This is a genomic window from Massilia hydrophila, from assembly GCF_020208145.1.
GTDB classification, from domain to species: domain Bacteria; phylum Pseudomonadota; class Gammaproteobacteria; order Burkholderiales; family Burkholderiaceae_D; genus Telluria; species Telluria hydrophila.
This window is the reverse complement of the sequence record NZ_JAHYBX010000001.1, coordinates 76,752-91,329: the sequence shown is the minus strand read 5'-3', so window position 1 is coordinate 91,329 and position 14,578 is coordinate 76,752. Positions and strand designations below refer to the sequence as shown.

Sequence of the window (14,578 nt, the reverse complement as noted above, 5' to 3'; positions counted from 1 at the left end):
CTCAGTCTCCGGTCACTGCCGCCGGGGCGCGGTCGAAGATCGGGCGCAGCAGGTAGTTCATCATGGTGCGTTCGCCAGTCTTGACGAACAGGTCCACTGGCATGCCCGGGATGATGTTCATCTTGTGCGCGGCAACCTGCTTGGCGCCTTCCGGCGTCACCTTCACGCGCACCACGTAATACGGTGCGCCGGTGTGCTCGTCGATCGAGCGGTCCGCCGCCACCTGCACCACTTCGCCCTGGATGTGCGGGGTCGTATTGGTGTTAAAGGCCGAGAACATCAGTTCCACCGGCAGGCCGGCATGCACCTTGTCCACCAGGTTGACCGGCAGCTGGCCTTCGACCACCAGCGGGTCGCCAGTCGGCACGATGTCCATCATCTTGTAACCCGGCGGCACCACGCCGCCATTCGTGAAGACGGTCGAGCCGACCACGATGCCGTCCGCCGGCGCCTTCACGTCGACGCTTTGCAGCTCGAACTTCTGGGCCGCCAGGCGCGCGGCCAGGGCTTCGGCTTCCTTCTGGGTCTCGGCCAGCTGGGTCCGCACTTCCTTCTGGTAGTCGGCGCTGCGCTGGGTACGGCGCAGGCCCAGTTCCATCACCTGGCGCTGGGCGCGGCCCAGGTTGCCGATGTCTTCGGAGATCTGGCCGCCCAGCTGGGCATAGGTACGCTCCAGCTCGAGCAGGCGGTTGCGCGCCACGAAGCCGTCCTTGGCCAGGTCGCGCATGCCTTCCAGCTGCTCCTTCAGGAAGTTCATCTGTTCCTTCTTGCTCTCGCGCGATTCCTGCAGGCCCTGGATCTGCATCTTGAGGCCGGCGATGCTTTCGTTCACGCTCGCCACTTCGCTCTGCAGGCCCGACTGGCGCGACTGCAGCAGCTGTTCCTGCAGGCGCAGGATCTCGGCCACGCGCGGCTCGCCGGCGCGCTGCTTGAGCTCGTCCGGGAAGGCGATGCTGCTGCGGTTCGCCATCTCGGCCATCAGGCGCGCCTCGGTGGCGCGCGCGGTCAGGTACTGGGCTTCGCTCATCTCGAAGGCGGAGCGGGCCACGATCGGGTTCATGCGCACCAGCACCTGTCCCTGCTTGACCACGTCGCCGTTCTTGACGAGGATTTCCTGCACCGTGCCGCCGGCCTGGTACTGCACGGACTGGCGGTTCGATTCCTTCGACACCGTGCCCGACAGCGGCACGCCCTTGTCCAGCGGTGCGGTCGAGGCCCACAGCACGAAGCCGCAGAAGCCGAGAATCACCACGATCCAGCCGAGGCGGGCGTAGCGGCCGGCGTCGGTATTCACTTCCAGCGGCGCCACCTCGTGCGAGACGACGTCCGCTGCATCACTCTTGAGCAGTTTCATCAGTTGGTTTCTCCGGTTGCCGCCGTGGCGCTGTCCTGCGCCTGTGGTCGCTGCTGGTTGGCCTGCTGGGCCTGGGCTTGCGCCTGGGCCTGGGCCTGGGCCTGCTGTTGCGCCAGCATCGCCTTCTTGCCCATTTCCTGCAGGGCGGCCAGTACTTCATTGGTGGCGCCGAACATCTGCACCGCGCCTTCGCGCATCAGGAGCAGCTTGTTGGTGGCGCCGAGCACGCTGGTGCGGTGGGTGACCAGGACGATGGTCTTGCCGCGCTGGCGCAGGTCGAGCACGGCCTGCACCAGGGCCTGTTCGCCGATGTCGTCCAAGTTCGAATTCGGCTCGTCGAGCACGAGCAGGGCCGGATCGTCGTACATGGCGCGCGCCAGGCCGATGCGCTGCTTCTGGCCGCCGGACAGGCCGGCGCCGCCGTCGCCCAGCAGGGTGTCGTAGCCGGCTGGCATGTGCAGGATCATCTCGTGCACGCCGGCGCGCTTGGCCGCCAGCACCACCTTGTCCGCATCGACTTCGCCGAAGCGCGCGATGTTCTCGCTGATGGTGCCGCTGAACAGTTCGATGTCCTGCGGCAGGTAGCCGATGTGCGGACCGAGCTCGCCCTTGTTCCACTGGTAGATGTCGGCGCCGTCGAGGCGCACCTTGCCCACCGCCGCCGGCCACACGCCGACCAGCAGGCGCGCCAGGGTCGACTTGCCGGAGCCGCTCGGGCCGATCACGCCCAGCACGTCGCCCGGGGCGATGCCGAAGCTGACATTCGCCACTACCGGGGTCTTGGCGCCCGGCGGACCGGCGGTCACGCTCTCCACCGTCAGGCGGCCTTGCGGTTTGGGCAGCGGCATGCCGGCTTCGCGCGCCGGATTGAGGGTCAGGAGCGCGGTCAGGCGCTCGTAGGCGCTGCGGGTCGAGCCCCAGGACTTCCACACCGAGATCACCTGCTGCACCGGCGCCAGGGCGCGGCCGACCAGGATCGAGGCGGCGATCATCATGCCCGGGGTCATCTTGTTTTCCAGGACCAGCAGCGCGCCGAAGCCCAGCACCAGCGACTGCAGCGAGACCTGCACGAACTTGGTGGCGGCGGCGACCTTGGCGGCCTTTTCGCTGGCCTCGGCCTGCAGCTGCAGGAAGCGGCCGTGGGTCGAGAACCAGCGCTGGATCAGGTTCGGCAGCATGCCCATCGATTCGATGACTTCGGCATTGCGCAGGCTGTTGGTGGTCATGGTGCTGGAGGCAACCGCCAGCTTGTTGGCTTCGCTCAGCGGCGCCTTGGTGACGCGCTCGTTGACGAAGGCCAGCACCACCAGCACCAGGGTGCCGCCGAGCGCGAACCAGCCCAGCGCCGGCTCGAAGAAGAAGATCACGATCAGGTAGATCGGGAACCAGGGAGCGTCGAAGAAGGCGAACAGGCCGTTCCCGGTGAGGAACTGGCGGATCGTGGTCAGGTCGGTCAGCGCCTGGCCGGCATTGCCGCCGGCCTGCTTCAGGTTCTGTTCGAAGGCCGCGGTGTAGACCCGCTTGTTCATCGCCATGTCGAAGCGCGCGCCGACCCGTACCAGCACGTAGGAACGCACCAGTTCCAGCCCGGACATCAGGAGGTAGGCGCCCAGCATCAGCACGGTCAGCATGACCAGCGTGAGCTCGTTGCGGCTGGCCAGCACGCGGTCGTAGACCTGCAGCATGTACAGCGACGGGACCAGCATCAGGAGGTTGATGATGGCGCTGAACGTGCCGACAGTCCAGAACGTGCTCTTGAAAGCAAGCAGGGCCTGTTCGATTTCGTTTTTCTTGTTGAGAAGTTTGGTATTCATCGGGTCGTTTGACGTGGGAAGGTGCGCATCCAGTCAAGCGAACTCGACAGGAAATACGAGCGCACATTATCGCTCAATTCCCCAAAAAAATGTGACGTACATCACATTTTTACAACCGGATGTGTCGCCGTTCCACCATACGTGGGGGGGAGCCGGCCTCGTGGAGAAGCGGGAGCCTCTCATGTAAACGAAAACACCCTGCAAGTCCGGAGACTTGCAGGGTGGTGACTGACTATCCTGCCGACCCCATCCCGTGAGGAATGGAGCCGGTGGATCTTCTGCTTACCTTGCGTCGATTAGACGGTCGGCAGCCAGAAGTTGTCGGTGCCGACTGCGCCGTTGACCACACCGAGGATCTCGATGTTGCCAGCGTCGATGACGTCATCCGCGCCGACGTCGGTGTAGTAGCCGACCACGGTTTCGGTGGTGCCGTTACCGTCGGTGTCGACCTGGATCGCGAAGATCGTGCGGCCATCGGCCAGCGCGGTCATGTCGAAGGCAGCGCCCAGGGCAGCAGCCACGTTGGCGGTGGTCACGCCGCCGACGAAGGTGGTTGCACCGGTCACCATCAGCAGCTCGGTGCTTGCGCCCGAGATGACTGCGTTGGCGTTGCCAGCTGCGGTCTGTTGCAGCAGCGAGGTCGGGATCAGGTCACGGTCAGCGAAGTCGGTGAACTGGATCTGGTCGGTGGTCGACATGTCGACAGCGGTCGACAGGAAGTTGGTCACGGTGTCGACGCCGTCGCCGCTTGCGAAGCGGACGATGTCGCGTGCCGTGTCAGCACCCAGGTCGATGATGTCGTTGCCGGTACCGCCGGTGACGATGTCAGCACCCACGCCAGCGAAGATGGTGTCCACGCCAGCGCCGCCGCTGATGGTGTCGTTGCCAGCACCACCTGCCAGCAGGTTGTCCAGGCTGTTGCCAGTCAGGACGTCGTTGTAGGCCGAACCAACGATCGACTCGAAGTTGCTGATCACGTCGCCCTGTGCGTCGCCGCCGGAAGCGGTGTTCGCAGCGATATCGACGGTCACGCCACCCAGGCTCAGGCTGTAGTCCAGGGTGTCGACGCCAGCGCCGCCGTCCAGGATGTCAGCGCCGGTCAGGCCAGCGATGGTGTCGTTGCCTGCGCCGCCGTTGATGGTGTCAGCGCCGCCCAGCACGGTGCGTGCCTGGGTTTCGGTGACGAACTGCGGGTTGACTTGGTTGATCGGTGCCGTGCTGTTAGTTTCAGTCAGCGTGTAGGTCATCGCCGGGCCGGTCAGCACTTGCACTGCGGTGATGTCAGCGATATCGCCACCGGTAGCGCGGCTGAAGGTCAGCGCGATGCCAGTTGCGGTTGCCGCCACCGTTGCCGAAGTAGCGCCCAGTGCGGTCAGCAGTGCAGCCGGGACACCTGCCGGAACCGAGCTATCCGAGTTCAGGTCGATGATGTCATAGGTCTGGCCGCCGACGGTGACACGGATGTTAGCGTGCGGGTCGGTGCTGCCGGTGAACGCCAGGACGGTGCTCGATGGAGCCGCAGCTGTGTCGTTGTCGTTGTTCACAGTTGCGCTAGCCACGTAGTCAATGCCCTCGGTGGTACCGGTCAGACGCAGCTGACGGCTTGCGGCATCAACAGCGGCGGTAGCCGAACCCCATACACGGGCAGCGAACACGGCTGCGACAGCTGCACCGGTCTCGCCACCAGCTGCCACGGTGTAGCTCTGGGTGGTGCCACCATGGGTGATGGTGATGACGTCGCCACCGTCGTAGTTGGCTGCGAAAGTCACGACTTCCAGCTCGTTCTGCAGGGTGACTTCGTCGCCGACGATGATGTCGTTACCTGCGCCGCCGTCGATGACGTCAGCACCGCGGCCACCGATGATGTTGTCGGCATTGGCCGTACCCTTGATGTTCAGGGTTGCGGTGTCGCCGTAAGCAGCACGGATGGTAGCGCCACCAGTTGCCTGGTTGGCGTCGGTGTCAGCCACACCCGACATGTCCAGCTCGAATGCCGCGCCGGTCCACGATGCGTCGATGTTCACGGTCATCGCGCCTTCAGCGGCGGTGGTCACGGTCGCGTCAGCGTGCGACACGGTCGAGACACCAGCCATGTCCGAGATGACGATCTTGTCGACGTTGCCAGCAGCAACCTGCAGGCCGACGTTGCCGTCGCCGCCAGCGACGACTGCGCTGGTCAGGCTGAAACCGTCATCTTCGTGGGCAGCGGTCAGGCGCAGTTCCACGCGTGCCGACGGGTCACCGGTGTTCACCAGGTTGACGTTGGCGCCGCCGACCGAGTTGGCGCGCAGGTCGAGGTTGACCAGTGCGACGTCGGTGTCGTCATCCTTGCTTTCGATGGCGATGCTGCTCATGCCGGTGTGCATCGAAGCGTCGACCACGAATGCGCTGGCAGCGGTGGTCAGCTGGCCGTTGGCATTGTCGCCGGTGTTGTTCGCCAGGACGAAGTTGTTGCCGATGACGATACGCTGGGTCTGGTTGCCAGCACCCACCAGGGCGATGGTGTCCACGCCGGTGGTGGTGGCTTGCTCGTCCAGGGTGATTTGCTGGACGCCAGCTGCGGCGTCGGAGTCGACCAGGATCTTCTCGATGCCGCGCAGAGTGGCGAACACGTCGTCATCAACCGTGGTGGTGATGGCCGGCAGGATGTTCTGACCCAGGTTGTCGGTACCGCTGACGATCATGGTGTCGCGGCCGGTGCCGGCGTCGATGCGGTCGGCGCGGTCCAGTGCGGTGGCGTTGTCGTCCGAACGGACGTCGTCAGCACGCATGTCGATCACGTCGGTGCCCGTACCGGTGCGGATGTCGTAGTTGTTGTTCGCGTTGACGCGGACGACCACGTTGGCGGCGGTCACGGCGGTGCCAGCAGCGTTGTTCACGCGGATGACGTCGGCGTTGACGTTGTCGATAGCGATGGTCGAGCCAGCTGCGGCAGCCGAGTTCACGGTGAACGAGGTTGCAGCGGTCGAGCTCACGTCGCCAGCGACGGCTGCCGGACGGTCGGTTGCACCGCGGAAGACCACGTCGCCGAAGCCGTTGGCGTTGATCGAGTGGCTGTTCGCGTCAGCGAAGTTGACCGTGAAGTTCTCGATGCGCATGGTGTCGTCATCGGTGGTCGAGGCTGCGTTCGCCACGGTTGCCGAGTTGCCGTCGCCATCGGTGTCCAGCACGTCGGTGACGGTTGCGCCGATACGCAGGTCGAGGTCGAATGCGCCGCTGGCTGCGTCGACGTTCAGGACTGCAGCGTCGTTCAGGCCACGTGCGTTGTCGTAGTTCAGGTTCAGGCGGACGTCTGCGGCGGCAGCGTTGGTGGTCACCAGGCCGGTGGTCGAGCTGATCACCAGTTGGCTGTCGTCACGCAGGGCGCCAGCGGCAACACCGGTTGCTTCGTTTGCACGCAGCGACAGGTTGATGCCCGAACGCATGTTGTCGAGGCTGAACTCGGTACGGGTACCGGCTTCGTACACTTCGGTGGCCGAACCGGTCTGCAGCGCGGCTTCCTGCGACACCAGGGCGATGTTCTGCAGTGCGCTGTCGAAACGCATCACGTCGGCGTAGATGTGGCCGTCGGTTGCGTTGTTGTCGTTGACGACTGCGCCATCGATGGTGGTGTGGGCCACGACAGCGTCATCGACGTTGTCTTCGATCTGGTTCAGGATCGTCAGGTTCAGGTTCTGGGTGCCGATCACGTTGGCGTTGATGTCGTTCTGCACGCCGGTGGTGACACCATCCTGGTCCACGGTGGTGGTGGTGGTGGTGACGTTCACGCGGTCGAGGGCGGTCACGTTCACGGTTTCGGCGCCACGCAGTTCAGCATCCTGGCCAACGATCAAGGTGGTCGATACGGTCGTTTCGGCCGGAGCAATGAAGTCGGTGTCGACAACAAGGTCAACTTCGGTGAAGTTGGCGACGTCGGCGGTGCCTGCGCCCAGGTCGACGATCGCGCCCAGACGGTTCACGGTGCCGTCACGGTTGACTTCGTCGGTACGGCCGGTAGCCACGCCGCTGGTGGCGGTGACCAGGGTTGCACGGTTGGCCTGGCTGTCGCCAGCCAGCACGGTGCCCACGTTACTGAGCGCGACGTTGACGATGTCGTCGCCTTCGCCGGCTTGCACCATTGCGCCTTCAGCCACGCTGCGGAAGTTGATGGTGTCGTTGCCGGCACCGGTGTCGACCATGGCGCCAACGATGAACTGCTGGTCGTTGTTGTTGCCGTCGGTGATGGTGATGTTGTCCCAGTCAGCCTGGTTCAGCAGGTCACGCACGGTCACGACGTCGTTGCCCGAGCCGGTGACGATGGTCGCAGCCTGGATGTCGTCGAAGCCGCCGTTGTTGGCCAGGTCGCGGTCGCTAGCAGCGGCGCCGAGCATGTCGGCGGCGGTCACGACGTTGTTGCCTTCGCCGGCGTTGATGCTTGCGGTGCCCAGCATGTTGCCGCTGACGACGACGGTGTCGTTGCCGTCTTGGGTAGCGACGTCGCCGCCCAGGTTGCCGAAGGCGCGGATTTCATCGTTGCCCGAACCCGAGGTCAGGGCGAACAGGTCGTCGCCGCTGGTGCCGCCGGTGACGCCGACGCGCAGGTTGCCGGTCATGGTGCCAGCAGCCACGGTCAGGCCCTTGGTGTCGCCGAAGGCGGCGACTTGGCCTTCCAGGCCGTCGATGCGCACGTTGGCGGCGCCGTCGATGTTCAGGCGCTCGAGGTCGGCGGTGTTCAGGCCGTCGCCAGCGGACAGGGCGGCAGCCTTGTCAGCAGCGATGTCCACGCGGTGGTTGGCGTGGATGGTCATGGTGTCGACGCCGGTTGCGTTCAGCACGTTCACTTCGAACGAGCCGGCAGCGCCAGCAGCCGCGCCAGCGGTGATGGTCAGGGTCTGCTTGGTGGTGTCTTCGTCGTTACCGGCAACCAGGTCTTCACGGCCGTTGGACTGGAAGGTCAGGGTGTCGATGTCGTTGGTGCCGGCGGCAACAACGTTGATGTTCTCGAAGTAGAAGCCGGTATCAGCGCCGAGGTCGCCGCCTTCCTGGAAGTTGACCGCGTGGTTACGCACGTTGGTCAGGGTGACGTCCAGGGCTTCGCTGGTGCCGGTCAGGACTTCTTCCTTGTGGGTGAAGGTGACGGTGCCGGTGTTGGTGGCGTTGGCCAGCTTGATGTTGTTGACCGATGCGTCCAGTTCGCGGAACTCGAACTCCGGAGCATTGCCGGTGATGCGCTCGACGTTGATGGTCTTCAGGCCCGAAGCGTCTGCCAGGTTCAGGGCGGTGACGGTGCCGCCGTCGGTTGCGCCAGCGGAGCCGCTGATGCGTGCATTGATGGTTTCGATGCCGATCAGGGTCGGGGCGATTTCGGTCTCGGCGCCGTCGTTGGCGGTGCCCAGGGTCAGGTTCAGGGTCGGGTTGTCGCCAGCACCGATCAGGACGTCTTCATCCTGCAGGCTGTTGATGAACTCGTCGCCGCCCGGGGTGTAGGTCGGGACCGAGTTGAACACGTTCGCGGTCAGCAGGTCGATGTCGTTGGTCAGCGAGACGGTGCGGGTAGCGTCGTCCAGGTTCGCGGCCTTGACGATCTGTGCGGTCAGCGCGTCCAGGGCAGCGGTGGTGGTCGACGAAGCCAGGGTGGCAGCGTCTTTCACGCCCGAGATGTAGTTCTTGGCGATGGCTTGGCCAGCGGCGGTTTCATAGGCCAGCACTTCCTTGATGTCGTCCAGGGCGGCGGTGAACGCCACGGCAGCCTGGGTCTTCGACTCGAAAGCGATCTTGTCCTGGTTCTGTGCACCGGCAGCAACTTGCGCCACGACCTGGTCGATGGTGACCACGCCTTCGGCCATCTTGGTGGTCCAGAATTCCAGGCCAGCCAGGTCCGGCAGGCGGCCGAACAGGTTCATGTAGACCTGCGAGATGACTTGCGCGTTGGTCTTGTTGGCGTATTCGGCCTTGTATTCGTCGGCGGTTGCAAACGCAGCGCGCACGTCGGCCAGGGTGGCGCGACCGCTTGCCAGAGCTGCTTCCCAGAACGCCATGCCCGAGGTATCGCCTGGGCGGTTGAAGTAGGCGATGTACAGGGATTGCAGATCGTTGGTGTAGATACTCATTTAAGCTCCTAGATTAGGAAGGACAAAACGTTTCAAGTTAACTTGGATTGCCAGGTACTCGGGTGCATTCCAGTGACGGCATCATGTCAGAACGGGAAGTACAACAGATGTGACGAACATCACATCGAGCCATACATTCTGAAAAAAAACCACAATGGCTGAGAACAAGGGCCGCGGTATCATATTTGATATATCCAGGGCAGGCAAGAAAACGGCGGGCGATAAAAACATTCAGCCGATTCAGAGACATTTCATTACAAATTGTGAATATTCACGTTTATTGAAACAGAGAATCTCACCAAAACTATCACATGCTTCGATATAGTGTATTTATTCATATTTATGTAAATTGCGGACGAATTTCAATCTACATTTAACGATTGAGTGTTGCCTGCCTGATCGCCGACAATGGGCGATCTTGCCCGAGACTTGCTGGATTTTTTGAGGCAAATAAAAAAGGCCGGGATCGTCTTTGACGATTCCGGCCTTGCTCGGAGAAACGGATTTTTTATTGCCCTGGCGCCTTGCCCCAGGACGTTGCGCCAAATACCCGGCGATCTTCCGACAGACGCCCCTGGAACAGATAAGCGGCGGAATCTGCATTACGTCCTCCAAGGACGCCGTCTACCACCATATTATTTCCTACGGCAAACTGGCTATCAACGGAAAAGCGTCCATCTCCCGCCACCGAACCTGATGCATACATATTGAATCGCTCGGCCGCATTTACCAGATCGAAACTGGTGGAAAATTTGCGCTTATCGAAATCAAAACGCAGCTGGCCGTTTTCCAGCGTAGCCTGGACCGGTTGCACGCCCTCCTTGCCGCTATAGATAAAAGCCTCGCTTTCCTGCAGCTGGAAACCCACGCTACCGCGCTGCGGCATCACGAATTCGCCATCGGTGCGCAGCAGCGCGTAATCGCCCTTCTGCGCGATCAGGGTATTCCCTTTTTCCAGCTGTTGTACCAGATCGACCTGGACCGGCCTGTCGGCAATCGCCGCGAAACGGCCCCAGGTCAGGGCGCGTGCGGGCTGGGCCGGCACCGAGGGGTCGGGCTTGGCCGGGCCTGCCGGATCCGGATTGACCACTACCGGCGGCTTCGGATCGACCGGCACGGTCGGCATGTCGGGCTGCGTGACCGGCGCTTCCGGTTCCGGCTGCTGGACAGGCGCTTCCGGTTCGGGCTGCTGGACAGGCCCCGTCTCGCCCGGATTCTCGCCCGGTTGCTGCGGCTGCGGATTCTGCGGCTGCGGCTGTTGCGGAACCGTCACAGGCGGCGCCTTGACCTGTTCCTGCAGCACCGCCACCTTCTGCGGCGCGATATAGGGTTCCGGCGCGCTCGAGGCGGCGGCCTTGGCCAGCGGCTCGTCCGGGCGTGGCGGCGCCACCACGTCCGGCGTGGCGCCGCCCGTCACCAGCTGGGCCGCGCCCTGGCCGCGCCGGATCTGCAGCATTTGCCCTTTCTGCGACGCCGACAGTTCGCGGCTGGCCGCGCCTTCGCAGGGGCCGCTGCCCTCGCGCGCGCAGGCGCCGGTAAAGCCGCTGATGGTAATGCCACCCGACAGCACCGCCACGCTGGAGGTCTGGTCGTCGGTGAACACGGTGAAGTCGGTACCGCGCACGCCGATGGCGGCGACCGGCGTATTGAAGCGGAAGTTCTGGCGCGCCAGCTTGACCGCATTGCCCGACTGGGTACGCGCGACGCCGCTCAACAGTTCGAGCTTGACGCGGGTATTTGCCGGGTTGACCCGGTCCACGCGGTAGGCCGCGATCCGCGCCTGGGTCTTGGGACGCAGGATGAACAGGCCGTCGTCCAGGGTCTTGATGTAGACGTAGCCATCCGTACCAGTGCTGAGCAGCTCGCCCTCGTTGACGGCCGCTCCCATGACCAGCGGACGGGCATCGGCGCGCGCGTCGCCGGCCACGAAAATCACCTTGCCAGCCTCCGCGGCAGATGCAAGCCCGGCCGCCAGCCACAGGCCCATGCATAGTATGGTTCTTTTGATCACGGTTGTTCCCATTTTTCCATCATTATTGTCCGGCACCGGCCCTATCAGTCTGTGACGGCCATCACATTCTCCGCAATAATGAACATGGTGTCTCTATCACCAAAGTAACAATTTCTCTATGGAAGAGATGTGACCGGCTATACTACGCGATTCCTCATTTCTTCCAGAATAATCTTGTTGTCAAAAGTTCAGTCCCCTCGCCGCCATCTGGTGCTGACGCTGGCACGCATTTTCATAGGTGCGGCGGCCCTGCTACTGGGGGCCTGGACCCTGTCGCCGCCCCCACCCGGAGTGTCGCGTTTTGGCGACGAATGGCTGCGTGACGCCTACCTGCGCCTGAACGAAAGCACCGCCGCGGAGCCGCGCGTGCTGGTGATCGACATCGACGAACCCAGCATGGCGCAACTGGGCCCCTGGCCCTGGCCGCGCGCGCGCATCGCCGACCTGGTCGAGAAGCTGCTGACCACCTACAAGGCGCGCGGCGTGGCGCTCGACATCATGCTGCCCGAGGCCGGCAAGGACAATGGCGACCAGCGCCTGGCCCTGCTGGCGCGCCACGCGCCGCTGGTGCTGGCCCAGGCTTTCGACTACCACTACATCGGCGCCCGCCTACGCGACGGCGCGGTCGGCGGTGGCCATCCGGACCGGGACGGACGCGGCGTGGCGGCCAGCGGCTATATCGGCAACCACCCGCTGCTGGCGGCCCAGGCCACCCATGTGGGCAACATCGGCTTCATTCCCGACGAGGATGGCGTGCTGCGCCGGGTACCTCTGCGCACCCGCTTCGAGGGCCGGGTCCACCTGCCGCTAGCGGCCGAGCTGATCAATTGTTGCGCGGGCGGGCCGCCGCTGGTGCTTCCCGATGCCGATTTCATGCGCGTTTCCTACAAGCGCGACTGGAAAGCCTTCGACGTGATCCCGGCCGCGCGCCTGCTCGACGCCAGCCTGCCCGAAGCGTCCGACATCGACGGCCGCCTGGTGCTGATCGGCTCGTCTGCGCTGGGGCAGGCCGACCGCGTGGCCACCCCGCTGGCGGCGCAGCGGCCCGGCCTGGGGGTGCAGGCGGCGATGCTGTCCACCCTGCTCGACCACCAGGCCGGGCTCGCGCCACGTCCATGGCCGGGACGCGCCATCGCCCTGCTGTACGCGGCCGCGGTGGCGCTGCTGGCCACGCTCAGCTTCGGCCGCGTGTCGGCCCTGGCCGCGACCCTGCTGCTGGCGGGCGCCGCGGCCGGCTGGGTGCTGCTGGCAATGCCGCTCAGCCAGCACGACCCCGGCCTGGTGACCACGGGCCCGCTGGCGACCTGCCTGTTCCTGCTGCTGGTGGCGGTGCCTTTCCAGTGGCAGCTGACCCAGCAGCGCTCGCACAACCTGCTGGCCGCCCTGCGCCAGTATGTGGCACGCTCGGTGGTGGACGAGATGCTCAAGCGCGGCCTGACCGACCCGCTGCGTCCGGCGCGGCGCGACGTGACCACCCTGGTGGCCGACATGGAAGGCTATACCTCCCAGGTCGAAGCCCTGCCGGTGGAAGAAGCGGCGCACCTGACGCGCGACTTCCTCGAATGCCTCACCGGTCCGGTGCTGGCGCGCGGCGGCACCCTCGACAAGTACACCGGCGACGGCCTGATGGCCTTCTGGGGCGCCCCGCTGCCGCTGGCCGACCACGCCGACCTGGCACTCGACGCCGCCCACGAGATCCTGCGCCGTGTCGCCGCGTTCAGCGCCGCGCGGGTGGCCGCCGGCGGACGGCCGCTGCGGGTGCGCATCGGGGTCGAGAGCGGCGAAGCGATGGCCGGCGACTTCGGCACCAGCGCGCGCTCGATCTACACGGCGGTCGGCGACGGCGTGAACACCGCCGCGCGCCTGGAACAGGCGGCGCGAGACTTTCCGCACGACCTGATCATCGGCGGCGGCACCGTGGCACGCGCCACCCGCCACCGCTTCCTGCCCCTGGGCGAACGCCTGCTGCGCGGCAAGGAACGCGCCACCATGCTGTACACCCTCGACCTGGGCGGCGGTACGGGCACGCGGGCAGCCGCCACTTCCCTGGAGACCACATGAAGGGCCGCATCCTGCCATCGCTGCGCGCATGGTGCGCGGCCGCGCTGCTGGCCCTGCCCTTGCCCCAGGCGGCGGCGCAGGCGAAGGCCGCTCCCGCCCCGGGACTGGACCTGTACCAGCAGGCGCTGCAGGCGATCTCCGAAGGCCGCAACCGCGACGCCAGCGCGATGCTGATGCGCGCCATCGAGAGCGAACCCCTGCATGCCGGTGCCTGGCTCGAACTGGCGCTGCTGCAATGCGCGCTTGGCCATGGCAACGAGGCCGAGCAGCTGTTCCGTACCATCGAGCAGCGCTTCGATCCGCCGCCCGGCATCGTCGAGCTGATCACCCGTTCGCGCGCCCAGGGCTGCTCGGCCTGGCAGCCACAGAGCCAGGTCACGGTCGTGGCGGGACGCGGCATTGACCAGAACGTGAACCAGGGCGCCAGCAACCCGCGCTACACGGTGATCAACGAAGACAAGCCGGCCGAGCTGCTGCTGACCGGGGAATTCCTGCCCCTGCACGACGGCTACAAGCTGCTGGCGGCCGAATACCGGCGCGACCTGACCCCGAACGGCACCGTTGGCTTCGTGCAGATGCAAAGCCGCCGCAACGACAGCATGCACAAGTATGACAACAGCGCCCTGACCATGGGTGCCGACAGCGCCTGGCGTTTCGGGCGCTGGACCGCCAGCGCCGGCGGCGCCCTCGGCGTGGTGAGCTTCGGCGGCGAACTGTTCCAGCGCCAGCTGCAGCTGCAGGGAAGGATCGCGACGCCGCTGGCCCTGCCCCTGAAGCCGCAGCTGCAGCTGAGCGCCAACCTGGTGCGGATGCGCTATCCGACCCTGGATAACTTCGACGCCACCAGCGCCGAGTTCAGGAGCCAGCTGGCAATCCGCCATGGCAACGTCAGCGTGAACGCCGGCGCCGCCGTCCAGAGCGACCATGCGAGCGGCGCCCGTCCCGGTGGCGACCGCCGCGGCTGGCAGTTGTCGCTGCAATCGCGCCTGCCGATCGGCGGCCCGCTGAGCGCTGAGCTGGGACTGTCGCAGCAAACCTGGAACAGCGATACGCCCTACGCGCCGGGCCTGATCGACACCGTGCGCCGCCAGCGCACGCGCGTCCTGCGGGCCAGCCTGAGCTATGCGCTGGACCGCAGCAACAGCCTGGTGCTGGAAACGCGCCTGATCCGCAATGCGGAAAACATCTCGATTTTTCAATACAACAACCGCGTGCTGCAGCTGGCCTGGCAATGGAACGGCTGGTAGGA

The 14,578-nt window shown here is 65.1% G+C and carries 6 protein-coding genes; 2 read left to right on the top strand and 4 right to left on the bottom strand.

The window, feature by feature from the left end:
- Nucleotide 1 precedes the first annotated feature (1 nt).
- From LE190_RS00375 to LE190_RS00360, 4 genes are all read right to left on the bottom strand, one after another.
- On the bottom strand, nt 2-1,354 hold the full coding sequence (locus LE190_RS00375; RefSeq protein ID WP_225236861.1) for an HlyD family type I secretion periplasmic adaptor subunit: 1,353 nt from the start codon (nt 1,352-1,354) through the stop codon (nt 2-4).
- Complete coding sequence (locus tag LE190_RS00370) at nt 1,354-3,168, bottom strand: type I secretion system permease/ATPase (RefSeq protein WP_225236860.1); 1,815 nt, start codon at nt 3,166-3,168, stop codon at nt 1,354-1,356. Before LE190_RS00370 ends, LE190_RS00375 begins: the two co-directional genes overlap by 1 nt.
- Before the next feature lie 296 nt (nt 3,169-3,464).
- Entirely contained in the window at nt 3,465-9,257 is a 5,793-nt protein-coding gene (locus LE190_RS00365; RefSeq protein ID WP_225236859.1) for a DUF4214 domain-containing protein, read from the bottom strand.
- 508 nt (nt 9,258-9,765) lie between these two features.
- On the bottom strand, nt 9,766-11,244 hold the full coding sequence (locus LE190_RS00360) for a FecR family protein (protein WP_225236858.1): 1,479 nt from the start codon (nt 11,242-11,244) through the stop codon (nt 9,766-9,768).
- A gap of 234 nt (nt 11,245-11,478) precedes the next feature.
- Here LE190_RS00360 and LE190_RS00355 point away from each other — a divergent pair, with 234 nt between their 5' ends.
- On the top strand, nt 11,479-13,329 hold the full coding sequence (locus tag LE190_RS00355; protein WP_225236857.1) for an adenylate/guanylate cyclase domain-containing protein: 1,851 nt from the start codon (nt 11,479-11,481) through the stop codon (nt 13,327-13,329).
- Nucleotides 13,326-14,576: a tetratricopeptide repeat protein gene (locus tag LE190_RS00350; protein WP_225236856.1), complete on the top strand. Its 1,251-nt coding sequence runs from the start codon at nt 13,326-13,328 to the stop codon at nt 14,574-14,576. The genes LE190_RS00355 and LE190_RS00350 overlap by 4 nt, the downstream gene beginning before the upstream one ends.
- Nucleotides 14,577-14,578: the final 2 nt, after the last annotated feature.